This is a genomic window from Streptomyces sp. NPDC005931 (assembly GCF_042871235.1).
GTDB lineage: Bacteria > Actinomycetota > Actinomycetes > Streptomycetales > Streptomycetaceae > Streptomyces.
In genome coordinates this window covers 165,471-189,685 of sequence record NZ_JBIAIG010000002.1, presented here as the reverse complement: position 1 = coordinate 189,685, position 24,215 = coordinate 165,471, and the positions used below count along the sequence as shown (strand labels likewise).

The window sequence follows — 24,215 nt, the reverse complement described above, 5'->3', positions numbered from 1 at the left end:
GCTCAGGCGGCCTCGGGGCCGCGGAACGTCCGCCGGTAGGCGTTCGGCGTCGTTCCCACGGCGCGCACGAAGTGGTGGCGCAGCGCCGCCGCGTTGCCGAACCCGGTGCGGGCCGCGATCGCGTCCACCGTCTCGTCCGTGGCCTCCAGCAGGTGCTGGGACAGCAGCACCCGCTGGCCCAGGATCCACCGGTACGGAGTGGTGCCGGTCTCCTGCTGGAAACGGCGCGCGAAGGTGCGCGGGGACATGTGCGCGCGGGCGGCCAGCTGCTCGACCGTGACCTCCTCGTCGAGGTGCCGCTCCATCCACACCAGCATCTCGCCGATGGTGTCGCCACCGGACCGGGGCAGCGGCCGCTCGATGTACTGGGCCTGGCCGCCGTCGCGGTGCGGCGGCACCACCATGCGCCGGGCGATCCTGTTGGCGACCTCCGGGCCCTGCTCCTTGCGCACCAGGTGCAGACAGGCGTCGATGCCGGCGGCGGTGCCCGCGGAGGTGATCACCGGGTCCTCGTCCACGTAGAGGACGTCCGGCTCGACGGTCAGATGGGGATACTGCCTGGTCAGTGCGTCGGCGTGGCGCCAGTGGGCGGCGGCGCGCCGGCCGTCGAGCAGACCGGCCGCGGCGAGCACGAACACCCCCGAGCAGACGCTGAGCACCCGGGCGCCCCGGTCCACGCCCCGGCGCAGGGCGTCCAGCAGCTCGGGAGGGAAGTCCCGGGACTCGTACCCCCGCCCGGCCGGTACGGCGATCAGGTCCGCCGCCTCCAGGCGCTCCAGGCCGTGCTCGACCCGCAGGGAGAACCCCGCGTTGCTGCGCAGGGCGGGGCCGTCGGCCGAGGCGACGGCGAAGTCGTAGACGGGCAGGCCGTCGTCGCTGCGGTCGGTGCCGAAGACCTCGCAGACGACGCCGAGTTCGAAGGGATTCACACCGTCGAGGAGGACGGCGGCCACGTTCTGGAGCATGCGTCCCAGTGTGCCTCGCGGATGGCAGTAAATCGAGGGTGTACGGCAGTCCTGCCACTGCCTGTAAGGAGCATTCGGCGCGACACTGGTGTCCATGGATACGGCACACACGGAAGCGCTGATCGGAATGCTGACTGTTCTCGCACTCCTCGTCCTGATGGTCCTCCCCGCCGTGATCGGCATCGCCCGCGACCGGAGGATCGACCGCCAGCTCAGGCGGGCCGAGGCCGGCCCGAGGACCGGCCGCGACGCCGCCGCCGTGCGGCCCGGGCCCCGGAAGGCCCGGGTGACCGCCTAGAAGTCCTCGTCCAGGTCGACCGTCCCCTCCACGGCGACCTGGTACGCGGACGGGCGCCGCTCGAAGAAGTTCGTCAGCTCCTGGACACCCTGGAGCTCCATGAAGGAGAACGGGTTCTGCGAGCCGTACACCGGAGCGAAGCCCAGCCGGACCAGGCGCTGGTCGGCGACGCACTCGAGGTACTGCCGCATCGACTCGGTGTTCATGCCCGGCAGCCCGTCCCCGCACAGGTCACGGGCGAACTGCAACTCCGCCTCGACCGCCTCCCGCAGCATGTCGGTGACCTGCCGCCCGAGCTCGTCGTCGAAGAGGTCCGGCTCCTCCTTGCGCACGGTGTCGACCACCTCGAAGGCGAACGACATGTGCATGGTCTCGTCCCGGAACACCCAGTTCGTGCCGGTCGCGAGCCCGTGCAGCAGGCCACGGCTGCGGAACCAGTACACGTAGGCGAAGGCCCCGTAGAAGAACAGGCCCTCGATGCAGGCGGCGAAGCAGATCAGGTTGAGGAGGAAACGGCGCCGGTCCGCCCGCGTCTCGAGCCGCTCGAGCTTCTCCACCGAGTCCATCCACCTGAAGCAGAACTGCGCCTTCTCGCGGATCGACGGGATGCTCTCCACGGCCGTGAAGGCGGCCGCCCGGTCGTCCGGGTCGGGGAGGTAGGTGTCCAGCAGCGTCAGATAGAACTGGACGTGCACCGCCTCCTCGAACAGCTGCCGCGACAGGTACAACCGCGCCTCGGGGGAGTTGATGTGCTTGTAGAGCGTCAGCACCAGGTTGTTGGCCACGATCGAGTCGCCGGTGGCGAAGAACGCCACCAGTCGGCCGATGAGGTGCCGCTCGGCGGGGCTGAGCTTCGCGAGGTCGGCCACGTCGGAGTGGAGGTCGACCTCCTCCACGGTCCAGGTGTTCCTGATCGCGTCCCGGTAGCGCTCGTAGAAGTCCGGGTAGCGCATGGGGCGCAGGGTGAGCTCGAAGCCGGGGTCGAGCAGGTTGTGGTCGGTCGTCACTGGCAGGCCTCGCAGGACTCGGGGTTTTCCAGGGAGCAGGCGACGGCCTCCGGGTCGGCCGCCCGCGGTACGGGACCGGCCTCCGGGTCGGCCGCCCGCGGTACGGGGACGGCGGCCTGTGCGGCACGGGCGATGCGGGTCGCCGGGCGCGAGCGCAGGTAGTACGTGGTCTTCAGCCCGGACTTCCAGGCGTAGGCGTACATCGAGGAGAGCTTGCCGATGGTCGGCGTCTCCAGGAACAGGTTCAGGGACTGCGACTGGTCCAGGAACGGCGTGCGGGCGGCGGCCATGTCGATCAGGCCGCGCTGCGGGATCTCCCACGCCGTGCGGTACAGCCGGCGCACCTCCTCGGGGATCCAGGCGAAGCCCTGCACCGAGCCGCCCGCCTCGCGCAGCGCCTCCCGGGTGCGCGCGTCCCACACGCCCAGCCGCTTCAGGTCGTCCACCAGGTATGAGTTGACCTGGAGGAACTCCCCGGACAGCGTCTCGCGCTTGAACAGGTTCGACACCTGCGGCTCGATGCACTCGTACACGCCCGCGATCGACGCGATGGTGGCGGTGGGCGCGATCGCCAGCAGCAGCGCGTTGCGCATGCCCACGGCCGCGATCCGCTTGCGCAGCGCCGCCCAGCGCTCCGGCCGGCTGAGCTCGGCGTCGTAGTGGTCGGGGTGCAGGACACCCCGGGCGGTACGGGTCTTCTCCCAGGCCGGCAGCGGGCCGTTGCGCTCGGCGAGGTCGGCGGAGGTCTCGTAGGCGGCGAGCATGATCCGCTCGGCGATCCGGGTGGACAGGGCCCGGGCCTCGGGCGAGTCGAAGGGCAGCCGCAGCTGGAAGAAGACGTCCTGGAGGCCCATCGCGCCGAGGCCCACCGGGCGCCAGCGGGCGTTGGAACGGCCCGCCTGCTCGGTCGGATAGAAGTTGATGTCCACGACCCGGTCGAGGAACGTCACGGCCGTGCGCACGGTCGCGTCCAGCCGCTCCCAGTCGAGGTCACCGGCCGCCGGGTCGACGAACGCGCCCAGGTTGACCGACCCCAGGTTGCACACCGCCGTCTCGCCGTCGTCGGTCACCTCCAGGATCTCCGTGCAGAGGTTGGAGGAGTGGACGACGTGGCCCGGGACCGCCGTCTGGTTGGCGGTGCGGTTGGCGGCGTCCTTGAAGGTCATCCAGCCGTTGCCGGTTTGCGCGAGGGTGCGCATCATCCGGCCGTACAGCTCCCGCGCGGGGAGCGTCTTCCGGGCGAGCCCCCTGCGCTCGGCGTCCCGGTACGCGGCGTCGAACTCCTCGCCCCACAGATCGACCAGCTCCGGTACGTCCGCCGGGGAGAACAGCGACCACTTCTCGTCGGCGCCGACCCGGCGCATGAATTCGTCCGGCACCCAGTGCGCGAGGTTCAGGTTGTGCGTACGGCGGGCTTCCTCGCCGGTGTTGTCGCGCAGTTCCAGGAACTCCTCGATGTCCGCGTGCCAGGTCTCCAGGTAGACCGCCGCCGCGCCCTTGCGCCGCCCGCCCTGGTTCACGGCGGCGACGGAAGCGTCCAGTGTCTTGAGGAATGGAACGATGCCGTTGGAGTGCCCGTTGGTGCCGCGGATCAGCGAACCCCGGGCGCGGACGCGGGAGTAGGACAGTCCGATGCCGCCGGCGTGCTTGGAGAGGCGGGCCACCTGGTGATAGCGCTCGTAGATCGAGTCCAGCTCGTCCTTGGGGGAGTCCAGGAGGTAGCAGGAGGACATCTGGGGGTGGCGCGTGCCGGAATTGAACAGCGTGGGGGAGGAGGGCAGGTAGTCCAGGCGGCTCATCAGCCCGTACAGCGCGGCGACCTCGTCCACCGAGCGGGTGGTGTCGTCCTCGGCCAGCCCGGCGGCGACGCGCAGCAGGAAGTGCTGGGGCGTCTCGACCACCTTGCGGGTGACCGGGTGCCGCAGGAGGTAACGGCTGTGCAGGGTGCGCAGGCCGAAGTAGCCGAAGCGGTCGTCGGCCGCGGGGTCGATCAGCGCGTCGAGGCGCTGCGCGTGCCGCCGGACGAAGTCGGCGGTCCGGTCGGCGATCAGCCCCTCGCGGTGCCCGGTCGCCACGGACTCCGTGAACGACGTGACGCCCTGCGAGGCGGCCTCGGCGCGAATGCCGATGGTCAGCAGCCGGGCGGCCAGCCGGGAGTAGGCGGGGTCCTCGGAGATGAGCCCGGCCGCCGCCTCGGTGGCCAGCTCCCGCAGCTCCGCCGTGATCTCGGAGGCGGCCCGCGCGGACCGGCCGCGCAGCGCGGCGGCGGCGATCCGGCCGGGGTCGGTGTCCGGGAGGTCGGCGGTCAGCTCGGTCAGGGTGCGCAGCAGCGCGGCACCGGGGCCGCCGCTCTCCTCGGTCACGTCGATCGCTGGGGCCGGATCGGCTGGCGCGATGGTCACGTGGGGCTCTCCCTCGCTCGGCACGGGGCCTCACCGAGGGCAGGGAGGGGCACACGAGCGCACGCGGCGCCGCGTCCACCGGCCCATTCCGCGAGGCCCGGACGTCGGGCGCCCGGACCGGACGGCCGGGCGCACTGTCGGCAGGTCCTCGGACTGACAGGCGTGCGGACGCACGCGAGTACACCGTTGCGGGACAGTTCCGGACTCACACCGGATTCCCCTGCGGCGACAGCGAGCATGAGCATACATCTTGTGCCGGGTGCGGTCCGCAGCCCCATATGTTGTGTCGCGGCGGTGTCAGAGCGTCAAGGTGTGGGTGAGCGGGGTGACGTCGTCCAGGTGCATGAGGGGGTTGAGGGGGTTCCCGTCACGCTCGGGGTGCGGGTGAAAAAGCGAGGCGCGCGTAGACCCGGTGGGCGGAGCGCGTGGTGCGCTGGGTCGACAGCACGACGCGGGCGCAGCCCTCGGTGGCCCGGGCCCGCTCGAGACAGGCGCGCACCAGGGCCTCCCCGGCGCCGCGCCCCCGTGCGGCGCGGTCGACCGCCGGCATCCGGATCTCGGGCGAGTGTGCCCGACGGGAATGACAACGGGCCGCCGGATTTCCGGCGGCCCGTGCGGCCTCGCGTCACCGGGGCGTCAGTGCACGCTGTCCGCCGTGGCCGGCGGGAGCTCGACCTGCACGCCCGGGTCGCCGGCGTCCGCCGTGTAGTCCTCCGGCTTCGTCTGGTCGATGCCCTCGGGCGCCTTCAGGGCCCGCATCACGAAGGTCAGCACGACCGTCACGACGACGTTGAGCACGAAGGCGGTGAGACCGATGTAGCCGATCTCGCCGATGCCCGGGATCTCCTTCGCCGAGCCGCCGAAGTGCTTCTGCGTCGGTGAGGCCACCCCGTACGCGGCGACCGTGCCGTAGACCATGCCGACCGCCCAGCCGGCGATCAGTGCCCACCGGTGGAACCAGCGGGTGAACAGGCCGCCCACCAGCGCCGGGAAGGTCTGGAGGATCCAGATGCCGCCCAGCAGCTGGAAGTTGATGGCGACCGTCTTGTCCATGGTCAGGACGAAGGCCAGCGCCCCCACCTTGACCAGCAGCGAGACGATCTTGGAGACCTTGGTCTCCTCCTTGGGCGTGGCGTCCGGCTTGATGAAGTCCTTGTAGATGTTGCGGGTGAACAGGTTCGCCGCCGCGATCGACATGATCGCCGCCGGCACCAGCGCGCCGATGCCGATGGCCGCGAACGCCACGCCCGCGAACCAGGCCGGGAACATGTTCTCGAACAACTGGGGAATGGCCAGCTGCCCGTTCTGCACCTTCACCCCGGCCGCGATCGCCATGAAGCCGAGCAGCGCCAGCAGCCCCAGCATCAGCGAGTACAGCGGCAGGATCGTGGTGTTGCGGCGGATCACCTCACGGCTGCGCGAGGACAGCGTCGCCGTGATCGAGTGCGGGTACATGAACAGCGCGAGCGCCGAGCCCAGCGCCAGCGTGGCGTACGTCCACTGGCCCGCCTCGCCCGGCACCAGCGCCCCGCGCGGCGCGCCCGTCGCCGGGTTGGGCTCGGCGAACGCGGCGCTCGCCCTGGCGAAGATGTCGTCGAAGCCGCCCAGCTTGATGGGGATGTAAATGATCGCCACCGCGATGACGACGTAGATCAGCGTGTCCTTCACGAACGCGATCAGCGCGGGAGCCCGCAGACCCGACGAGTAGGTGTACGCCGCCAGCACACCGAAGGCGATCAGCAGCGGCAGGTCCTTGACGAACCAGTGGGTGCTCTCGCCGCCGCCGACGCCCATCACGTCCAGCACGGCCTGGATGCCGACCAGCTGGAGCGCGATGTACGGCATCGTCGCCAGGATGCCGGTGAGCGCCACCGCCAGCGACAGCCCCTTGGAGCCGAACCGGCCGCGCACGAAGTCGGACGTCGTCACGTAGCCGTGCCGGTGCGACACCGACCACAGGCGGGGCAGGAAGGTGAAGATCAGCGGATACACCAGGATCGTGTACGGCACCGCGAAGAACCCCGCCGCGCCCGCCGCGTAGATCGCCGCCGGCACGGCCACGAAGGTGTAGGCGGTGTACAGGTCGCCGCCCAGCAGGAACCAGGTCACCCAGGTGCCGAACGACCGGCCGCCCAGGCCCCATTCGTCGAGGGTGTGCTCGTTGGCGGCCCTGCGCCAGCGGGCGGCCAGGAAGCCCATCGCCGTGACGAGCAGGAAGAAGCAGACGAAGACGGCGAGTGCCACGCCGTTGACTCCCTCGTTCATTGCTCCGCACCGCCCTTCGAGCCCGAGCGGCCGTGCTGGTCACGCTGCCAGAGCTTGTACGCGACCATCGTCAGCGCGGTCGACACCAGCACCCACAGCATCTGGTACCAGTAGAAGAACGGGATCCCGATCACGACCGGGTCGGTCTTGGCGTACGAACCGACCCACAGCATGGCCACGAACGGTGCGACGAGACAGACGCCGATGACGACGCGCACGGGCGTCACCACCGGCATCCTGCTGTTTTCCGGGGCTTGCGACATAAGACGGCTCCGTCCCCTCACTGATCACCGGCTCAATGCGCAGGAAATCTAGGTCAGTTCCCGGCGCAGCCGGAACCCCTCGTCGGACGAGCGGTACCCCAACGCGGCTCAACCGAGAGGCAACAGCAACGAAATCCCTGTCAACCGTCCGTTTCCGGCGGGTGTGTCCGTGACCCGGGAGGGTGACGCCGCGACCTGGGAGGGTGACGTCGCGATCTGGGAGGGTGACGCCGTGGCTCAGTCCTGGGGGCGCTTGAGGCGGGCGACGAACTTGTAGCGGTCGCCCCGGTACACCGAGCGCACCCACTCCACCGGCCGGCCGTCCCGGTCCCGCGAGTGCCGGGAGAGCATCAGCATCGGCAGGCCGACGTCGGTGCCGAGCAGCCCCGCCTCGCGCGGGGTGGCCAGCGAGGTCTCGATGGTCTCCTCGGCCTCCGCCAGGTGGACGTCGTACACCTCGGCGAGCGCGGTGTAGAGGGACGTGTACTTCACCAGGCTGCGGCGCAGCGCCGGGAAGCGCTTGGCGCTCAGATGGGTCGTCTCGATGGCCATCGGCTCCCCGTTGGCCATGCGCAGCCGCTCGATGCGCAGCACCCGTCCGCCGGGCGCGATGTCGAGCAGCCCGGCGAGCCGGTCGTCGGCGGTGATGTAGCCGACGTCCAGCAGCTGCGAGGTGGGCTCCAGGCCCTGGGCCCGCATGTCCTCGGTGTACGAGGTGAGCTGGAGCGCCTGGGAGACCTTGGGCTTGGCCACGAAGGTGCCCTTGCCCTGGATGCGCTCCAGGCGTCCCTCGACGACCAGCTCCTGCAGCGCCTGGCGCACGGTGGTGCGCGAGGTGTCGAACTCCGCCGCGAGGGTGCGCTCCGGCGGGACCGGAGTGCCGGGCGCCGCAGTCTCCGTCATGTCGAGCAGGTGCTTTTTCAGCCGGTAGTACTTGGGCACACGCGCCGTACGGACCGTAGTCCCACCCTCGTTCTCCGCACTGCTGACGTCGGTGCTCATGCTCTGCCTTCCCGGCTCCGAGTGCCGAAACGACCGACATCCCCATCGGTCACGGCTCACATCGTGGCACGGCTCGAGGCGGGGTGGTGCCCCGCACGCTCCGTGATCTCCTCTGTATACCGCCGGGACGGGGGCTGGTCTAGGCCACCATGGGTGCGGGCGGGGGCGCGCCCGGCGTCGCACGCCCCCGCGGGCGGGATCAGATCCCCTGCCACTCCGGCTTGTTGGCGTAGGTGTGCCGGAAGTAGTCGGCGAGCTTCAGCTTGGACGCGGCCGCCTCGTCGACGACGACCGTGGCGTGCGGGTGCAGCTGGAGCGCCGAGGCCGGGCACACCGCGGCCACCGGGCCCTCCACGGTTGCGGCGACCGCGTCCGCCTTGCCCTCGCCGGTGGCGAGGAGCACCAGGTGGCGGGCCTCCAGGATGGTGCCGATGCCCTGGGTGATCACGTGGTGCGGGACCTGGTCGATGTCGCCCTCGAAGAACCGGGCGTTGTCCGCCCGGGTCTGCTCGGTCAGCGTTTTGATCCGGGTGCGCGAGGCGAGCGAGGAACACGGCTCGTTGAACCCGATGTGACCGTCCGTGCCGATCCCGAGCAGTTGGAGGTCGACACCGCCGGCCGCGGCCAGCGCCCGGTCGTACGCCTCGCACGCGTCCTGCACGTCCGCGGCGGTGCCGTCGGGGCCGAGGAAGGCGTCCATCCCGATGCCGAGCGGTTCCAGCACCTCGCGGCGCAGCACCGAGCGGTAGGACTCCGGGTGGTCGGCGGGCAGCCCCACGTACTCGTCGAGCTGGGCGACCCGGGCCCGCGAGGTGTCGACGGCACCGGAGCGCACCTTGGCCGCCAGCGCCTCGTACACGGGCAGCGGCGACGAGCCGGTGGCCACGCCGAGCAGGGCGTCGGGCTTGCGCCGCAGGAGATGCGCCATGGCCTCGGCGATGAGTTCGCCGCCGGCCTCGGCGTCCGGAACGATGACAACTTCCACGCTGGGCCTGCCGATCTGAGGGGAGGGCTCGACTGGAGGGGGACCCCGGAGGGTCCATGTGGTTTAGACCAATCCCAATCTAACAGAGCGGGTGCCCGCCTCCCAGGTGAACGGCGCCGGAGCCGGCCGCGCGCACGGGGGAGGAAGTGCGGGTCCTCCTAGCGTCCCAGGGTCCCGCGGGTGCGTCCTGCCGCGGGGGCGCGTCGGTCCCGACCGAAGGGCCGCCGGGTTTTCAAGGGCCGTTGGGCCGCCGAAATCCCTCGCGTGACCGACTTACAGTGCCTCCTGGCGGCGGGAGAGGAGACCTCATGTCCAGCACCGTGTCCGCGCCCCGGCCCCGGGGCCGCCCTCGCACCTTCGACCGGCAGAGCGCGTTGGAGAAGGCACTGCTCGCCTTCTGGGAGCACGGCTACGAGGCCACGTCCGTCTCTGACCTCACCCGGGCCATGGACATCGGTGTCCCCAGTCTCTACGCGGCCTTCGGCGACAAGCGCTCCCTCTTCGACGAGGTGGTCCGGGTCTACGGCGCGGGCCACGGCGCCTTCGCCGACCGTGCCCTCGCGGAGGAGCCGACCGCCCGCGCGGCCGTCGGACGGATCCTGCGCGAGGCCGCCGCCCGGTACACCGAGCCAGGTCATCCGCCCGGCTGCCTGGTCGTCCACGCGACCGTGAGCTGCTCGGACCCGGAGATCGGCAGGGTGCTGCGGGAGCGCCGCGAGGCCGGGGTCGCCGCGGTCGAGAGCCGGATCAGGGCCGACGTCTCCACCGGGGCGCTGCCGGCGCACACCGATGCCGCCGCGCTCGCCCGCTACACCGACGTGATGCTCCAGGGCATGTCCCAGCGGGCCCGCGAGGGAGCGAACCGGGAGGAACTGGAGCCGCTGGCGGACATCGCCCTGTCCGTGTGGCCCCCCGAGGGAGCATCCACGGGTTAGGCTGCGTGGTGAACGCCTCCGTGCGGTGCGCGCAAGCGCGGAATCGACAACGAACTACAGCCTCCGACGCATGGACACGGACAGTGGTCCAGTCCAGAATGCGGCACAGGCACACAAGCCTGCCTTCCCCGCACAGGAAGGCGGACCGAGGATCCGGAGCTCTCTGCCCTGACTGCCCCGGCTCCTCATCCTTCGGCCGACCGGGACCGCACACCCCGCAGGCCGATATTGCTCCGGGCTGCGGTGCCGGGAGGGTTGAGGGTCCCTCTCAGGCGCCGCGGCCCGCGGGTGTTTTTCGGGGCGGCACAGGCCCCCGGGTACGCTCGCTGACGTGCCCTCCATGAACGAACTCGTCCGCCAGCACACCGCCCTCGACGACACCGACCTCGAGTGGCTCCACCTGCTGGTCTCGGAGTGGCAACTGCTCTCCGACCTGTCCTTCGCCGACCTGGTCCTGTGGGTGCCCACCCGTGACGGCACCCGCTACGTCTCCGTCGCACAGATGCGGCCGAACACCGGCCCGACCTCCTACCAGGACGACATGGTCGGCCACCTCGTCCCGCGCGGTCGCCGCCCCATGCTGGACGCGGCCCTGGACGAGGGCCGGATCGTGCGCGAGGGCGACCCGGAGTGGCGCGAGGAGGTCCCGGTCCGCGTCGAGTCGATCCCCGTACGGCGCGAGGGCCGGGTGCTCGGAGTGATCGCGCGCAACACGAACCTCCTCACCGTGCGCACCCCCAGCCGGCTGGAGCTCACCTACCTTCAGAGCGCCTCCGACCTCGCGCAGATGATCGCGGCCGGTGCCTTCCCGTTCGCGAACCAGCAGGTCGACATGGACGCCTCGCCCCGCGTGGGCGACGGGCTGATCCGCCTGGACGCCGACGGCATCGTCCAGTACGCCTCCCCGAACGCGCTCTCCGCCTACCACCGCATGGGCCTGGCCGCCGATCTGGTCGGCCACCACCTCGGCCGGACCACCGCCGAACTGGCGCCCTCGCGCGGCCCGGTGGACGAGGCGTTGGCCAAGGTCGCCAGCGGCTGGGCACCGCGGGAGTTCGAGATCGAGGCGAAGGACGGGGTGATCCAGTTCCGCGCGATCCCCCTCAAGCCCAAGGGCACCCGCATCGGATCCCTGGTACTGCTCCGGGACGTCACCGAACTTCGCCGCCGCGAACGGGAATTGATCACCAAGGACGCGACCATCCGGGAGATCCACCACCGGGTGAAGAACAACCTGCAGACGGTGGCCGCCCTGCTGCGCCTCCAGGCCCGCCGTATCGGCTCGGAGCGCGGCCGTGAGGCGCTGGAGGAGGCGGTGCGCCGCGTCGGGTCCATCGCCATCGTGCACGAGACGCTCTCCCAGAACCTGGACGAGCGCGTGGAGTTCGACGAGATCGCCGACCGCGTGCTGGCGATGGTCGCCGAGATCTCCCCGGGCAAGGTCGCCGGCCGGCGCTCGGGTCGCTTCGGCATACTCGACGCCGAGGTCGCCACCCCGCTGTCGATGGTGCTGACCGAGATCCTTCAGAACGCCCTGGAGCACGGCTTCCGCGAGGGCGACACCGGCACGGTGGAGGTGTCCGCGGTCCGCGGTGGCACCACCAAGGAGGCCCGTCTGCTGGTCACCGTCCAGGACGACGGCGTGGGCCTGCCCGAGGGCTTCGACCCGCACACCGCCGGCAACCTCGGGCTCCAGATCGTACGGACGCTGGTCGAGGGCGAGTTGGGCGGCACCTTCGACATGGTCCCGGCGCCGGAGCGGGGGACCAGGGTCATCCTGGACATCCCGGTGCAGGCGCACAAGTAGCGGCAGCGGCCGCCCGGCACAGCGGAAAGCCCCGGACCTGGAGGTCCGGGGCTCTGCTCGTTCGCGTACCCCCTGCTCGAGCTGCGTCGAGGGGTCGGGGGAGCATCGGGGAACTGCGCGCTGCGGCTCGGGGGCGGGAGATGCGTACGCGCCGTACGCGCCGCCAAGCTCAGGCTGTCAGCAGGGGTGGGATGTCAGGCGGAGGCCTGACGGGCCCGGTTGCGGGCGGCGCGGCGCTTCATTGCACGGCGCTCGTCCTCGCTGAGACCACCCCAGACGCCGGAGTCCTGACCGGACTCGAGCGCCCACTGCAGGCACTGCTCGATCACCGGGCAGCGGCGGCAGACGGCCTTGGCTTCCTCGATCTGCAGCAGCGCGGGACCGGTGTTGCCGATGGGGAAGAAGAGCTCGGGGTCTTCCTCGCGGCAAACGGCGTTGTGACGCCAGTCCATGGCTGCTACCTCTCCTTGGTATTACTGCAGGGTGTGCTTGTGAATGTGAACGCTTTCACGAATCCCTCAACAAGGGAAGGGCCGACCGCCAGGTTCCCTGGCGTGGTCCTTGGTTTCGTAGAGGGGTTCCGGTGATCTGTGGAGGCCGGTGTTGCGGGCCGTCCCGATCGCCATGTAGAGACTCGCAAACCTCAGCGGCGGATACAACCCCTTCCGGAAAGTTTTTTTTGATTCTTCGGTGTCGACTAGGTCACAGCCGTACTTCCATGGGGTGGACCCTGGCCTAAACGTTCGAGTGAAAGGACTTTCGCCCTTTCTGCTCACACAATCACACGCAGTGCACGGCGTACGCCTGTGAACGTCACGCTGGTGCGCAGCCCCAGGTGGTCACCGTCCATCTGAAGGGGTAGCGGCACCTTCGAATGCAAGGTGAAGCGCGTCAGATCGTGGCGGGACAGGGCGTGCTTTCCGCGGGGGCCGCGCTCCGGGGACGAAGTGAGCAACTGGGTGCCATACCGGGCAACCGCGGCGCTGGAGAGCCGGTGCAGACCGAAGATGTCAAGCCCGGCGTCGAACGAAGCTTCGGGGGACGCGTAGATCGGGCGATTGCCGAGAAACGTCCACGGCGAGGTGTTCGACACTATGGAGAGCACCAGATCCTCGACCGGATCCTGGCCCGGCTGGTCCAGCGTTATCACTCCGTGCCGGCGGTGCGGCTCACCGAACAGCTGACGCACCACCTGGCGCACGTACAGCGCGTGCGTGGACCTCTTGCCGCGCTCCCGGTGCTGCTCGACCCGGCCGACCACACCCGCGTCGAAGCCGAGGCCCGCGTTGAAGGTGAACCACCGCGGCGGCACCGCCTCGTCCTCCGAGCCCGGAGTGCCGGAGGTGAGACCGAGGCCGACGGTCCGCTCGCGGCCCTCGCGCAGCGCGTCCAGCAGGACGCCGGTGGCCTCCACGGGCTGGTTGGGCAGGCCCAGGGCGCGGGCGAAGACGTTGGTGGAACCGCCGGGGACCACGGCGAGGCCCGGCAGGTGCTCGGGGGCGGGGCCCGCGTGCAGCAGGCCGTTGACGACCTCGTTGACCGTGCCGTCGCCGCCCAGGGCCACCACCAGGTCGACGTCGTCGCTCTCGGCCGCCTGCCGGCCCAGGTCCCGCGCGTGACCGCGGTACTCGGTGGTGACCGCCTCCAGCTTCATCTCGCTGGCGAGCGCATGGATCAGTACGTCGCGCGTGCGCGCACTTGTGGTGGTTGCCGCCGGATTGACCACGAGAAGTGCACGCATGACTTGCAGGGTACCTACTGGGCGGTACCGGGCCCAGACCGAGGGGGGATCAGGTGCGCGAGGGGGCGTGAACCTCGACACGGGGGCGAGCGCGGTGCGGGCTACCCTTCAGGGGTGAGCAGTGAGCAGACCCCCACCGCCCCGGACACCACCGGCCCCCGACCGCGCCGTCTGACGTACGCCGCGGCGCTCGCCGCCCTGGAGGGGCTCGCGCTCGTGGCGGGCGGGGTCTGGATGCTCGTCCTCGGCATCACGGGTGAGCCGGACGACCGCCGGCAGGCCGTGACCGGCGGCGTCACCCTGATCGTGCTCGCCCTGCTGCCCCTGATCGCCGCGCGGGGCCTGCTGGGCCGCCGCAGCTGGAGCCGCGGCCCCGCCGTCATCACGCAGGTCATGGCCCTCCCGGTCGCCTACAACCTGCTGCGCGCCGACAGCGTCGCCATCCCGGCGGGCATCGTGCTGGCGGTCGTGGCAATCACCGCGCTCGTCCTCCTGATCAACGCGGAGACCACGAAGGCCCTGGGCATCCGGGGACCCGGCAACGCGGAGAAGTAGCCCGCGGTCGTCGCACGGGAGCGGGAGTCCCGGGGCCGTCCGCCCGGGCGTGCCGTGCCGGCGTTCTCCCGCCCGCCTCACTCCTCCACGAGCAGCTTCTCCCGGAGCTGGGCCAGGGTGCGGGCCAGGAGGCGCGAGACGTGCATCTGGGAGATGCCGACCTCCTGGGCGATCTGGGACTGGGTCATGTTGCCGAAGAAGCGCAGCAGCAGGATCCGCTTCTCGCGCGGAGGCAGGTCCTCCAGCAGCGGCTTGAGCGACTCCCGGTACTCCACGCCCTCCAGCGCCTCGTCCTCCGCGCCGAGGGTGTCCGCCACCGCCGGGGACTCGTCGTCGGTGTCCGGGACGTCCAGTGACAACGTGGAGTACGCGTTGGCGGACTCCAGGCCCTCCAGTACCTCCTCCTCCGAGATCGCGAGCTTCTCGGCGAGTTCGTGCACCGTCGGGGACCGGCCGTGCAACTGGGACAGCTCCGCCGTCGCCGTGGTCAGCGCCAGTCGCAGCTCCTGGAGCCGGCGCGGGACGCGCACCGCCCAGCCCTTGTCGCGGAAGTGCCGCTTGATCTCGCCGACCACCGTCGGCGTCGCGTACGTCGAGAACTCCACGCCGCGGTCCGGGTCGAAGCGGTCGACCGACTTGATCAGACCGATGGTGGCGACCTGCGTGAGATCGTCCAGCGGCTCGCCGCGGTTGCGGAAGCGCCGCGCGAGGTGCTCGACGAGCGGCAGGTGCATGCGGACCAGCTGGTTGCGCAGTTCCGCGTACTCCGGGGTGCCGTCCTGGAGTGTGCGCAGTCTCAGGAACATGGCCCGCGCGCCGCTGCGATCCTGCGGATCGTGCCGCGCAGCGCGTGCGGCCGGTACCTCCGGCGTGTCCTGTGTACGCGACGCCTCGTCCCCGGCGTATCGCTCGTGCTCGTTCATCGTCCCGCCCGTCGCCCTTCCCCGAGCGCTCGCCTCGTCCCCCGCCGTCGGCTTCGCTCGAGCGGCGGGGGCGCCCCCATGGCCCGGCAGGACCCGGGTCCGCCCTCCCGCAGGCGTGCTCCGCGCGGCATCGTCCCGCTGCCCGCCGCCCGGGAGGCCGGTCACCGCGGACTCGTCCTCCGGATGCGGCCGGGCCTGCTCGGGAATGCCGTCGATGCCGTCCGGCACGCGCTCGGCCGGAAGCTCCCGTGTCCCGCGTTCTTCGTCCCGCACCGGCCCGTCCTCGCTCCTCACGCCGGCCCGGGTCCCGCGCCGCGCTGTTTGTAGAGGCTGATCGAAACGGTCTTGTCCTCGTCCACCGCGGAGGAGACCTTGCCCGCCAGTGCCGACAGCACGGTCCAGGCGAAGGTGTCCCGCGAGGGGGCGTGACCGTCCGTGGTCGGCGCCGAGACGGTCACCTCGAGCGAGTCGTCGACCAGCCGGAAGACACAGCTGAGCACCGATCCCGGCACGGCCTGCTGGAGCAGGATCGCGCACGCCTCGTCGACCGCGATGCGCAGGTCCTCGATCTCGTCGAGGGTGAAGTCCAAACGGGCCGCGAGACCGGCCGTGGCCGTACGCAGCACCGACAGGTAGGCCCCCGCGGCCGGCAGCCGGACTTCCACGAAGTCCTGGGTCGCGGGCTCGCCTGCGATCTGGGACACCCTCACCTCCAAGGTGGTACAAGCGTTTCAGGGCCGGGGTCGCCCCCCGGGTTAACGCGCTACGTGGTTCAGCGGTGACGCTATCGCGCTCTCAGCGATCCTGTCCCCGGGACCCCGACGTCCTTCTGTTACTCATAGTAAAACTATGAATACGCTCCGTGGCTAGGGGTCTGCGGGCCCAAAAGGGAAGAGCGTGCGCCGCATTGACGTACCCAGACGTCAGACGGTCGAACCGTCCGGCACCACCGTCCCGTCGGGTCACACGAGTACGTGATCGACGAAGCACCAGCGCCAGTTCTCACCTGGTTCACGGGTGCGCATCACGGGGTGGCCGGTCCGCTTGTGGTGCTCCGTCGCGTGCCGCCCCGGAGAGGAGTCGCAGCAGCCGACGTGGCCGCAGCTGAGACACACGCGCAGCTGCACGGGTTCCGTTCCGTCCCGCAGGCACTCCGGGCACGTCTCGCTGAGCGGGACGGGTTCCGGGTGCGGCAGCTCGTCGGAGTGCGTGCACTGTTTCATGATTGCCAGATTACGACGGTCGCGCGGAGATCGAGGGTGGGCGGACATGGACGTGATGCCGCTGCTGTTGCTGGTGGCGGGCAGTGCCGGGATCGCCGCAGCGGCCCGGCGCTCCCCGGTGCCGGCTCCGCTGGTGCTGGTCGCGGCGGGACTGGCGGTCAGCCATGTCCCCGGGGTGCCCGACTACACGCTCGACCCGCACATCGTGCTGCCGCTGATCCTTCCCCCGTTGCTGCACACGGCGGCCGTCGAGAGCTCCTACCTCGATCTGCGGGCCCAGGTGCGGCCGGTGGCCCTGCTGTCGGTGGGCTACGTGCTGTTCGCGACGTTCGCCGTCGGCTGGGCGCTGCACCTGATCGTTCCGGGCCTGTCGCTGACCGCGGCGCTGGTCTTCGGCGCCGTGGTGGCCCCGCCCGACGCGGTCGCGGCGACCGCGGTGGCCCGCCGGGTCGGGCTGCCGTCCCGGGTCACCACGATCCTCCAGGGCGAGTCCCTGCTGAACGACGCGACCGCGATCACCGCGTTCCGGGTGGCCGTGGCGGCGGCGGTCGGCGAGGGGGCCGGCTGGGCCGGCGGAGTCGGGGAGTTCCTGGTCGCGTCGGTCGGCGGCCTCGCCGTCGGCCTGGTGCTGATGGCCCCGCTGCACTGGCTGCGCACGCATGTCAAGGAGGCGCTGCTCCAGAACACGCTCTCCCTGCTGATCCCGTTCGTCGCCTACGCCGCGGCCGAGCAGGTGCACGCATCCGGGGTCATCGCCGTCGTGGTCGTCGCTCTGTACCTCGGACACCGCGCGTGGGAGGTCGACTTCGCCACCCGCCTCCAGGAGGGGGCGGTGTGGAAGATGGTGGCGTTCGTCCTGGAGTCCGCGGTGTTCCTGCTCATCGGGCTGCAACTGCCGGTCGTGCTCAGGGGCCTCGGAGAGTACGAGGGTCTCGACGCCACCTGGTACGCGCTCGCCGTGTTCGCGGTCGTCGTCGTGGCGCGGTTCGTGTGGGTGTACCCGGCGACCTATCTGCCGCCCCTGCTGTCGTCACGGGTCCGCGAGCGCGAGGGGGAGACGGACTGGAGGACGCCGTTCGTCATCTCCTGGGCCGGTATGAGGGGCGTCGTCTCGCTGGCCATCGCCTTCTCCATCCCGCTCACCGCGGACGGCGAGGACTTCCCGCAGCGCAACCTCCTGCTGTTCCTGACCTTCACCACCGTCATCGGAACGCTGGTCGTGCAGGGCGTGACCCTGCCCCCGCTGATCCGGCTGCTGAGGTTCCCCGGGCACGACGTCCAGGCCGAGACCCTCGCGGAGGCCAACGCCCAGGCACAGGCGTCCCGGGCAGCCGAACAGCGCCTGGAGGAGCTGCTGGCCGACGAACGCAACGCCCTTCCGGCGCCGCTCGCCGACCGCCTGCGCGCGGTCCTGGAACGCCGCCGCAACGCGGTCTGGGAGCGGCTGGGGCAGGTCAACCCGGTCACCGGGGAGAGCGTGGACGACACCTACCGGCGGCTGTCGCGGGAGATGATCAGTGCCGAGCGGGAGGTGTTCGTCCGGCTGCGCGACGGGCGCCACATCGACGACGAGATGCTGCGGACGCTGCTGCGCCGGCTGGACCTGGAGGAGGCGGCCGCCTACCGGGAGATCACGTAGGGGACCGGGAGCCGACGCAGGTGAGCGGGCAGGTCAGCCACGGAACCGGGAAGCGAGGCAGGGGGGCCGGGCGGTCACGGGAACGGGCGGCCGGTGACGACGGCCGCGACCGTGCTGCCGCGGGGGAAGGCGCCCTCGTCCGCGAGGGTGACGAGGGCGTACAGCAATTTGGCCACATACAGACGTTCCACGGGCAGGCCGTGCCGCTGCTCGAACTCCTTGGCGAACACGTCGAGCTCCGGGGTGGTACGGGCGAAGCCGCCGAAGTGGAAGCGCTCGTCGAGGCTCCAGTCGCCGCGCCGGCCGCCGAACGCCTCGGTCTGGAGGGTCCGTATCCGCTCGCCCAGGAAGCCGCCCCTGAGCACCGGAACGCCCAGCGCACGCGCCCGGGATCCCAGTCCCGCGGCGGTCCCGGCGAGCGTCCCGCCGGTACCGCAGGCCACGGCAGCCACATCGGCCACGTCGGCCAGTTCCTCGCCGAGCATCAGGCAGCCGCGCACGGCGAGCGCGTTGCTGCCGCCCTCGGGAACGACGTACGCGTCCTCGGCGCCCGCCGCGCGGAGAACGGCGGCCAGGGTCTCCGGCTCGGCCTTGCGGCGGTACGTCGACCGGTCGACGAAGTACAGGCGCATGCCGTCGGCGACGCACCGGGCCAGCGAGGGGTTGAGCGGCCGGTCGGCGAGTTCCTGACCGCGCACCACACCGACCGTGCGCAGGCCGAGCAGCCGGCCGGCGGCGGCCGTGGCCCGCAGGTGGTTGGAGTACGCACCGCCGAAGGTCACGACGGTCCGCCCGGCCGCCGCCGTGAGATTCGGCGCCAGCTTCCGCCACTTGTTCCCGATCAGCTCCGGGTGGATCAGGTCGTCCCGCTTCAGCACCAGCCGGACGCCGTGCCGCTCCATCCGCCCGTCCACGACCTCGCGCACCGGCGAGGGCAGTCGCGGCCGCAACGCGCCGAGCGCGTCACCGCCGCCACCACTCGTCCCGGGGTCATCGGTGCTGCTCACGGGGCCATTGTCGCCCGAGGGGGTGCGACGGGTCGGTCCGGGGGTCCCCGGGGCGTGACCGGCACGGGGTGGCGGGCGCGGGAGCACGGGGACGGTTGCCGCCACGGACGTGACACCGGTACCGCGGCCGCCTCGGCGACCCGGTGTTTCGGGAGACGTGCCGCACCCGAGGCCGCCCGGCGGCGGGCCGGTCCCAGGGCGAGGGGGGCGCCCAGGGCCGACGGACGCGCCGCACGGGTCGGGGCCCGACGGACGCTCCTCGTGCGCCGGGCTCTGACGGACGCCGTGCACGGCCCGTTGACCAGGCCCGGACATCCCGCGTGTCCGGGGCCTGGTCGACACTCCGGGGCCCGGAGCCCGACGCACTCTCCGCGGGGCCGGGCCCGCCTCGCCGTGGTCGCTCGCGGCACGTGAGCCGGCTGTGCGACCGGGCCGTGCGGGGCCGGTCGCCCGCCACGGCCCCGCACGTGGGATCCCGCACGCTCAGGAGAATCGGTTCGCCCGGGTCATGCCCGGCCGGGGCCGCCGGGGCGGAGGGGTCACTTGAGGCGTTCGCGGATGCGCTGCCTCATCGACGCCATCGTGAAGCCGCGCGGGTCGACCTTGCCCGGCTGCCACTCCAGGTGGCCGATCACCGATCGCTCCGTCCATCCGTGGCGCCGGCACACCGCGGCCGCGGCCTTCTCGATGGCCTCCAGTTGCGCCGCCGGCCAGGGGTCCTCGCCGTCGCCCAGGTTCTCGCACTCGAACCCGTAGAAGTGCCGGTTGCCGTCGGTGTTCCGCTCGTTGTCCGGCGGCAGCCGCTTCTCCGCGATCACCGCGCGCAGCACCTCGTCGTCGCCCAGCCCGGCGTGGTTGGCCCGGCCGTAGCCCACGAGATGGACCCGGCCGTCCTTGGTGACGACGCCGTGGCACAGCGGGCCCGGGAGGTCCGCGTAACCCTTGCGGCACAGCTCGACCGTCCGCGCGCTGCCCCTGGTCACCGTGTGGTGGATCATCACGCCGTGGACCGGGCCCCAGGGGCCCTTGTGGTTGCGGTTGTGGTGGCGCCAGTCGCCGACCTCGACGACCGTGAGACCTTCCGCCTTCAGAGCGCTCAGGAACGCGCTCGCGGACATGGGTGGGGCCATGACCGCCCTCCTTCGTGCCGCGCGACGGCCACCCGTCGCAGCCGCCTAGTACCGGTGCCTATACCTCCGTGGAACGAGCGGAACTAATCGTTCGGACACTGTGCGAGCCGATCCGGACAATGTCCTTCCGGTCCGCGGCCGTCGAGGAACCCCATGTGTGCCCACCGGGCCGAAGATCCATTCCCGCTCTTTTGTGTAATAGCACCGGCACCCTCCGTGAGGAAGGCTTGGTGTCGAAGATCGATGCCCGCACAGACGGGCGTGGACCACCAACGGGAGGGCATTTCTCTATGTCGGCAGGCGAAGCGGTCCGCGCGGAGGAGACGAGGCCCCAGCAGAGCCTCGGCACGGCGGCCGCGCGGAACCTGGCCACCACGACCAAGTCCGTGCCGCAGATGCAGGAGATCAGCTCGCGCTGGCTGCTGCGCATGCTGCCCTGGGTGGACGTCCAGGGGGGCACGTACCGGGTCAACCGGCGGCTGACCTACGCCGTCGGCGACGGGCGGATGACGTTCGTGAAGACCGGCGACCGCGTCGAGGTCATCCCCGCGGAGCTCGGTGAACTGCCGGCCCTGCGCAGGTACGAGGACGAGGAGGTGCTGACGGAGCTCGCCGCCCGCTGCCGGCAGCGGGAGGTCGAAGCCGGGCAGGTGATCGCGTCGTTCGGCTCCCCGACCGACGAGGTCTACCTGCTGGCGCACGGCAGGGTGGAGAAGATCGGCACCGGCCCGTACGGCGACGACGAATCGCTCGGAGTCCTAGCCGACGGTGCCTACTTCGGCGACCAGGCACTGCTGGACGAAGGCGCCATCTGGGAGTACACTGCCCGGACGCTCACCGCCTGCACCGTGCTGGTCCTGCCGCGCGAGGCCGTCCGGCAGGTCGCCGAGCGCTCCGAGACCCTGCGCGAGCACCTGCGACGCCGCCGCTCGATCCCCGGGCAGCGGACCAACAAGTACGGCGAGAAGGCGATCGACCTCGCGGCCGGCCACAGCGGTGAGCCGGACATCCCGCACACCTTCGTCGACTACGAGGCCAGGCCCCGCGAGTACGAACTGAGCGTCGCCCAGACGGTACTGCGCATCCACACACGCGTCGCCGACCTCTACAACCAGCCCATGAACCAGACGGAACAGCAGCTCAGGCTGACCGTCGAGGCCCTGAAGGAGCGCCAGGAGCACGAACTCGTCAACAACCGCGACTTCGGTCTGCTCCACAACTGCGAGTACGACCAGCGGATCCAGCCGCACGACGGCGTGCCCGGCCCCGACGACATGGACGAACTGCTCAGCAGGCGGCGCGGGACCAAGCTGTTCCTCGCCCATCCGCGGACCATCGCCGCCTTCGGCCGGGAGCTCAACAGGAGGGGACTCGTCCCGGAGACCATCGACATCGGCGGCAACCGCATCCCCACCTGGCGCGGCGTGCCCCTCTTCCCGTGCAGCAAGATCCCGGTGACCGAGGCGCGCACGACCTCGATCATCGCGCTGCGCACCGGCGAGGAGGAGCAGGGCGTCATCGGTCTGCGGGCCACCGGCATCCCGGACGAGATCGAGCCGAGCCTGTCCGTGCGGTTCATGGGCATCAACGAACAAGCCATCATCAAGTACCTGGTCACGGCCTACTACTCGGCTGCGGTGCTGGTACCGGACGCGCTCGGCGTCCTGGAGAACGTCGAGATCGGTCGCTGGCGGTGACCTTCCACCGACCGCCCGACGCCGCGCCGTGTCCCCGCCCTTCCGGGCGGGTACACCTCGGGGTACGCGCTGGAGGCCGCGGCGGCGGTGGCGCGATCCTCCCTCATACTCCGAGGCGGTTCCAGGGGTGAGTCGATGACGGAGCTCGAAACCGAGCCGGGAACAGGACGCGGGACGGAACGCGCAACGCGGTCGAGGGGGCGGGCCGGTCCGCGGTCCGCCGAGGGGCACGAGGCGGCCGTGCTGCTGGAGCGGGCGCGGGCCGCGGTGGATCCGGAGCTGCGGGCCGCGATCGGGTCGCTGCCCGGTCCGATGCGCCGGATCGCCTTCTACCACTTCGGCTGGGAACAGGCGGACGGCCGCCCTGCCGCCGCTGGTTCCGGCAAGGCGATGCGCCCCGCGCTGGTGCTCGCGGCCGCCTCCGCCCTCGGCGGTCCGGCGGCCCGCGCGAGGGCCGTACGGGCGGCGGCGGCAGTCGAACTGGTCCACAATTTCACGCTGTTGCACGACGACGTGATGGACCGTGACAGCACCCGCCGCCACCGGCCCACCGCCTGGGCCGTCTTCGGCGACGTCGACGCGATCCTCGCCGGGGACGCACTCCAGGCACTCGCCCTGCGGTTGCTCGCCGAGGACCCGCACCCGGCGGCCTCACCGGCGGCGGCGCGACTAGCGGACTGTGTCGTCCAGTTGTGCGCGGGACAGCACGCGGACACGGCCATGGAGCGGCGCGGGCCCGCCGACGTCGGCCTCGACGAGACGCTCGCCATGGCGGAGGCCAAGACGGGGGCGCTCCTCGGCTGCGCCTGTGCGCTCGGCGGGCTGTACGCGGGGGCCGGGGAGGCGGAGGTGGCCGCGCTGGACGCGTTCGGCAGACAGGCGGGCCTGGCCTTCCAGTTGATCGACGACGTGATCGGCATATGGGGCGACCCGCGGCGCACCGGCAAGCCCGCCGGCGCGGATCTGGCGTCCCGCAAGAAGTCCCTGCCGGTGGTCGCCGCGCTCACCTCGGGCACCCCGGCGGCAGCGGAACTCGCCGAGTTGTACACGGCGCCGCGCGAGAAGGAGGACAAGGAGGAACTGGAGCGTCTGGCCAGGACCGTGGAGCGGGCCGGGGGTCGTGACTGGGCGCAGGCGGAGGCCGCGGACCGGATGGCGCGGGCGATGCAGGAACTGGCCCGCGCGGTACCCGACCCGGAGGGGGCGGGCGGCCTGCTGGCCCTCGCCGAGTTCGTGACCAGGCGCGAGACCTGACGGGCCGGCCCGGGACACCGGGCCCGGGGGCCGGTGCCACGTACCGGGCACCACGGGCCGGTCCCGGGCGCCCGTCGACGAGGACCCCGGAACCACCGGGGCCGTGCGGCTCCTGACCCCGCGCGCCCCGTGGCTCCGGCCCGGCGGGTCCCGCACTTCCCCACGGTGTGCGGGGCCCGCCCTTCGACCCTCCGGTGAGGCTGGGCTCCGGCCGGCGGACTTGCCGACCGGACCGCCGACCGGACCGCCGACCGGACCGCAGCCCGGTACACAGGCTGGTTCGCGCCCCTCGGGGCGATCAGCGCCGTCGCGTCCGGTTACTCTCAACCCCCGTACGGGCGAGGACGGTTGGCGTGAAGGGGCGGACATGGGTGTGGTGATCCGGAGGGCTGGCGAGGGCGACCGCGAGCGGGTGGTCCGGCTCCTGGACACGGCGTTCCGGGACGACCCGGTCAGCGGCTGGGTGTTCCCCGGCGAGGAGTACCGCCGCAGCACCCACCACCGGCTCATGGCCGCGTTCACCGACATCGTGCTGGCGGAGGGGCGCATCGACCTCACCGAGGACGGTTCGGCGTGCGCCCTGTGGATGTCGGTGCCCGCCGGCGACCACGGCGAGGGCGAGGACGACGGTCCGGCCCAGGTCCGCCGGGCCGTCGACCCGGCGAACGAACGCGTGGAGCTGATCGGCCGGCTCACGGCGGACGTCCACCCCACGGGCCGCGACCACGAGTACCTGTGGATGATCGGCGTCGCACCCGGCCGCCAGGGGAAGGGACTGGGCACCGCGCTCATCGGCTCCGTCCTCGACCGCTGCGACCGGGAAGGGCTACCGGCCTACCTGGAGGCGAGCAGCGAGCGCAGCCGCCGGCTCTACCACCGCCTCGGTTTCGCACCGGCGGGCCTGCCCCTCGCCCTCCCCGACGGCCCGTCCATGTGGCCGATGTGGCGCGAACCCCGGCCCGGCGGCACCGCGTAGCCGACCGCCGCCCCACTCGAACGCCGCTCGGCGACGCGCGAGGGACGTTCGGCCCTAGAGCCCGGTCGCCGCCCTGGCTTCACTTGGCTGGCGGGAACCGTCCGCCGACGACCCCGAGGAGGCCGGCGGGCAACGGACGAC

Annotated in this window: 23 protein-coding genes and 1 riboswitch; of the genes, 8 read left to right on the top strand and 15 right to left on the bottom strand. The window is 71.6% G+C overall.

The window, feature by feature from the left end; all coding sequences use genetic code 11:
• Positions 1–2: 2 nt before the first annotated feature.
• Positions 3–965 (bottom strand): helix-turn-helix domain-containing protein, encoded by a 963-nt coding sequence (locus ACFYOV_RS04765; RefSeq protein WP_389082846.1) that lies wholly within the window; start codon positions 963–965, stop codon positions 3–5.
• Positions 966–1,059: 94 nt separating this feature from the next.
• Between ACFYOV_RS04765 and ACFYOV_RS04760 the strand changes: the two genes are divergently transcribed.
• A complete protein-coding gene (locus tag ACFYOV_RS04760; RefSeq protein ID WP_389082844.1) occupies positions 1,060–1,263 on the top strand; it encodes a hypothetical protein in 204 nt (67 codons plus the stop codon).
• Here the strand turns inward: ACFYOV_RS04760 and ACFYOV_RS04755 are convergent.
• The 7 genes from ACFYOV_RS04755 to nagB all read right to left on the bottom strand — a co-directional run bounded on the left by ACFYOV_RS04755 (position 1,260) and on the right by nagB (position 9,187).
• Complete coding sequence (locus ACFYOV_RS04755) at positions 1,260–2,216, bottom strand: ribonucleotide-diphosphate reductase subunit beta (protein WP_389084044.1); 957 nt, start codon at positions 2,214–2,216, stop codon at positions 1,260–1,262. The genes ACFYOV_RS04760 and ACFYOV_RS04755 overlap by 4 nt on opposite strands.
• A 50-nt stretch (positions 2,217–2,266) precedes the next feature.
• Positions 2,267–4,672, bottom strand: a complete 2,406-nt coding sequence (locus ACFYOV_RS04750) for a ribonucleoside-diphosphate reductase subunit alpha (protein ID WP_389082841.1) — start codon at positions 4,670–4,672, stop codon at positions 2,267–2,269.
• 143 nt (positions 4,673–4,815) lie between these two features.
• Positions 4,816–4,892: riboswitch (cobalamin riboswitch) on the bottom strand.
• Positions 4,893–5,039: 147 nt separating this feature from the next.
• On the bottom strand, positions 5,040–5,222 hold the full coding sequence (locus tag ACFYOV_RS04745) for a GNAT family N-acetyltransferase (RefSeq protein ID WP_389082839.1): 183 nt from the start codon (positions 5,220–5,222) through the stop codon (positions 5,040–5,042).
• Between the two features lie 86 nt (positions 5,223–5,308).
• The gene (mctP, locus tag ACFYOV_RS04740) at positions 5,309–6,937 is read right to left on the bottom strand and encodes a monocarboxylate uptake permease MctP (RefSeq protein WP_389082837.1); all 1,629 of its coding nucleotides are present in this window, start codon (positions 6,935–6,937) and stop codon (positions 5,309–5,311) included.
• Positions 6,934–7,200, bottom strand: a complete 267-nt coding sequence (locus tag ACFYOV_RS04735) for a DUF3311 domain-containing protein (protein WP_389082835.1) — start codon at positions 7,198–7,200, stop codon at positions 6,934–6,936. The genes mctP and ACFYOV_RS04735 overlap by 4 nt, the downstream gene beginning before the upstream one ends.
• A 237-nt stretch (positions 7,201–7,437) precedes the next feature.
• Positions 7,438–8,202, bottom strand: a complete 765-nt coding sequence (locus ACFYOV_RS04730; RefSeq protein ID WP_389082834.1) for a GntR family transcriptional regulator — start codon at positions 8,200–8,202, stop codon at positions 7,438–7,440.
• 199 nt (positions 8,203–8,401) lie between these two features.
• Positions 8,402–9,187: a glucosamine-6-phosphate deaminase gene (gene nagB / locus ACFYOV_RS04725; protein ID WP_389082833.1), complete on the bottom strand. Its 786-nt coding sequence runs from the start codon at positions 9,185–9,187 to the stop codon at positions 8,402–8,404.
• Between the two features lie 308 nt (positions 9,188–9,495).
• On the opposite strand from nagB, the gene ACFYOV_RS04720 reads away from it, so the two are divergent.
• Complete coding sequence (locus ACFYOV_RS04720) at positions 9,496–10,122, top strand: TetR/AcrR family transcriptional regulator (protein WP_389082831.1); 627 nt, start codon at positions 9,496–9,498, stop codon at positions 10,120–10,122.
• Positions 10,123–10,462: 340 nt separating this feature from the next.
• Positions 10,463–11,929, top strand: a complete 1,467-nt coding sequence (locus ACFYOV_RS04715; RefSeq protein WP_389084041.1) for a sensor histidine kinase — start codon at positions 10,463–10,465, stop codon at positions 11,927–11,929.
• 194 nt (positions 11,930–12,123) lie between these two features.
• Here the strand turns inward: ACFYOV_RS04715 and ACFYOV_RS04710 are convergent, their stop codons facing one another.
• Together ACFYOV_RS04710 and ACFYOV_RS04705 are read right to left on the bottom strand one after the other, a co-directional pair.
• Positions 12,124–12,381, bottom strand: a complete 258-nt coding sequence (locus tag ACFYOV_RS04710; protein WP_003992873.1) for a WhiB family transcriptional regulator — start codon at positions 12,379–12,381, stop codon at positions 12,124–12,126.
• Between the two features lie 320 nt (positions 12,382–12,701).
• The gene (locus ACFYOV_RS04705; RefSeq protein ID WP_389082828.1) at positions 12,702–13,670 is read right to left on the bottom strand and encodes a diacylglycerol/lipid kinase family protein; all 969 of its coding nucleotides are present in this window, start codon (positions 13,668–13,670) and stop codon (positions 12,702–12,704) included.
• Positions 13,671–13,784: 114 nt separating this feature from the next.
• On the opposite strand from ACFYOV_RS04705, the gene ACFYOV_RS04700 reads away from it, so the two are divergent.
• Positions 13,785–14,225 (top strand): hypothetical protein, encoded by a 441-nt coding sequence (locus ACFYOV_RS04700; protein ID WP_389082826.1) that lies wholly within the window; start codon positions 13,785–13,787, stop codon positions 14,223–14,225.
• A gap of 77 nt (positions 14,226–14,302) precedes the next feature.
• Here the strand turns inward: ACFYOV_RS04700 and ACFYOV_RS04695 are convergent, their stop codons facing one another.
• From ACFYOV_RS04695 to ACFYOV_RS04685, 3 genes are all read right to left on the bottom strand, one after another.
• Entirely contained in the window at positions 14,303–15,421 is a 1,119-nt protein-coding gene (locus tag ACFYOV_RS04695; RefSeq protein ID WP_389082823.1) for an RNA polymerase sigma factor SigF, read from the bottom strand.
• Positions 15,422–15,438: 17 nt separating this feature from the next.
• Complete coding sequence (locus ACFYOV_RS04690; RefSeq protein ID WP_004925829.1) at positions 15,439–15,852, bottom strand: anti-sigma regulatory factor; 414 nt, start codon at positions 15,850–15,852, stop codon at positions 15,439–15,441.
• A gap of 258 nt (positions 15,853–16,110) precedes the next feature.
• Entirely contained in the window at positions 16,111–16,371 is a 261-nt protein-coding gene (locus ACFYOV_RS04685; RefSeq protein WP_389082821.1) for a UBP-type zinc finger domain-containing protein, read from the bottom strand.
• A gap of 46 nt (positions 16,372–16,417) precedes the next feature.
• On the opposite strand from ACFYOV_RS04685, the gene ACFYOV_RS04680 reads away from it, so the two are divergent.
• Complete coding sequence (locus ACFYOV_RS04680) at positions 16,418–18,010, top strand: Na+/H+ antiporter (RefSeq protein ID WP_389082818.1); 1,593 nt, start codon at positions 16,418–16,420, stop codon at positions 18,008–18,010.
• 74 nt (positions 18,011–18,084) lie between these two features.
• On the opposite strand, the gene ACFYOV_RS04675 is transcribed toward ACFYOV_RS04680, so the two are convergent.
• Positions 18,085–19,017 (bottom strand): 1-aminocyclopropane-1-carboxylate deaminase/D-cysteine desulfhydrase, encoded by a 933-nt coding sequence (locus ACFYOV_RS04675; protein ID WP_389082816.1) that lies wholly within the window; start codon positions 19,015–19,017, stop codon positions 18,085–18,087.
• A 539-nt stretch (positions 19,018–19,556) separates the two neighbouring features.
• Positions 19,557–20,147 (bottom strand): N-acetylmuramoyl-L-alanine amidase, encoded by a 591-nt coding sequence (locus ACFYOV_RS04670; protein WP_389082813.1) that lies wholly within the window; start codon positions 20,145–20,147, stop codon positions 19,557–19,559.
• 290 nt (positions 20,148–20,437) lie between these two features.
• On the opposite strand from ACFYOV_RS04670, the gene ACFYOV_RS04665 reads away from it, so the two are divergent.
• From ACFYOV_RS04665 to ACFYOV_RS04655, 3 genes are all read left to right on the top strand, one after another.
• On the top strand, positions 20,438–21,844 hold the full coding sequence (locus ACFYOV_RS04665) for a family 2B encapsulin nanocompartment shell protein (protein ID WP_389082811.1): 1,407 nt from the start codon (positions 20,438–20,440) through the stop codon (positions 21,842–21,844).
• A 135-nt stretch (positions 21,845–21,979) separates the two neighbouring features.
• Positions 21,980–23,098: a family 2 encapsulin nanocompartment cargo protein polyprenyl transferase gene (locus ACFYOV_RS04660; protein WP_389082809.1), complete on the top strand. Its 1,119-nt coding sequence runs from the start codon at positions 21,980–21,982 to the stop codon at positions 23,096–23,098.
• A 367-nt stretch (positions 23,099–23,465) separates the two neighbouring features.
• Positions 23,466–24,074: a GNAT family N-acetyltransferase gene (locus tag ACFYOV_RS04655; RefSeq protein ID WP_389082807.1), complete on the top strand. Its 609-nt coding sequence runs from the start codon at positions 23,466–23,468 to the stop codon at positions 24,072–24,074.
• Positions 24,075–24,215: the final 141 nt, after the last annotated feature.

What these genes read in the sequence shown, in the direction of transcription:
- mctP (WP_389082837.1), bottom strand. Translation starts at nt 6,937, where the DNA reads ATGAACGAGGGAGTCAACGGCGTGGCACTCGCCGTCTTCGTCTGCTTC.
- ACFYOV_RS04670 (WP_389082813.1), bottom strand. Translation starts at nt 20,147, where the DNA reads ATGGCCCCACCCATGTCCGCGAGCGCGTTCCTGAGCGCTCTGAAGGCG.
- ACFYOV_RS04735 (WP_389082835.1), bottom strand. Translation starts at nt 7,200, where the DNA reads ATGTCGCAAGCCCCGGAAAACAGCAGGATGCCGGTGGTGACGCCCGTG.
- ACFYOV_RS04760 (WP_389082844.1), top strand. Translation starts at nt 1,060, where the DNA reads ATGGATACGGCACACACGGAAGCGCTGATCGGAATGCTGACTGTTCTC.
- ACFYOV_RS04730 (WP_389082834.1), bottom strand. Translation starts at nt 8,202, where the DNA reads ATGAGCACCGACGTCAGCAGTGCGGAGAACGAGGGTGGGACTACGGTC.
- ACFYOV_RS04655 (WP_389082807.1), top strand. Translation starts at nt 23,466, where the DNA reads ATGGGTGTGGTGATCCGGAGGGCTGGCGAGGGCGACCGCGAGCGGGTG.
- ACFYOV_RS04685 (WP_389082821.1), bottom strand. Translation starts at nt 16,371, where the DNA reads ATGAAACAGTGCACGCACTCCGACGAGCTGCCGCACCCGGAACCCGTC.
- ACFYOV_RS04755 (WP_389084044.1), bottom strand. Translation starts at nt 2,216, where the DNA reads ATGCGCTACCCGGACTTCTACGAGCGCTACCGGGACGCGATCAGGAAC.
- ACFYOV_RS04705 (WP_389082828.1), bottom strand. Translation starts at nt 13,670, where the DNA reads ATGCGTGCACTTCTCGTGGTCAATCCGGCGGCAACCACCACAAGTGCG.
- ACFYOV_RS04720 (WP_389082831.1), top strand. Translation starts at nt 9,496, where the DNA reads ATGTCCAGCACCGTGTCCGCGCCCCGGCCCCGGGGCCGCCCTCGCACC.
- ACFYOV_RS04665 (WP_389082811.1), top strand. Translation starts at nt 20,438, where the DNA reads ATGTCGGCAGGCGAAGCGGTCCGCGCGGAGGAGACGAGGCCCCAGCAG.
- ACFYOV_RS04745 (WP_389082839.1), bottom strand. Translation starts at nt 5,222, where the DNA reads ATGCCGGCGGTCGACCGCGCCGCACGGGGGCGCGGCGCCGGGGAGGCC.
- ACFYOV_RS04660 (WP_389082809.1), top strand. Translation starts at nt 21,980, where the DNA reads ATGACGGAGCTCGAAACCGAGCCGGGAACAGGACGCGGGACGGAACGC.
- ACFYOV_RS04715 (WP_389084041.1), top strand. Translation starts at nt 10,463, where the DNA reads ATGAACGAACTCGTCCGCCAGCACACCGCCCTCGACGACACCGACCTC.
- ACFYOV_RS04765 (WP_389082846.1), bottom strand. Translation starts at nt 965, where the DNA reads ATGCTCCAGAACGTGGCCGCCGTCCTCCTCGACGGTGTGAATCCCTTC.
- ACFYOV_RS04680 (WP_389082818.1), top strand. Translation starts at nt 16,418, where the DNA reads ATGGACGTGATGCCGCTGCTGTTGCTGGTGGCGGGCAGTGCCGGGATC.
- ACFYOV_RS04710 (WP_003992873.1), bottom strand. Translation starts at nt 12,381, where the DNA reads ATGGACTGGCGTCACAACGCCGTTTGCCGCGAGGAAGACCCCGAGCTC.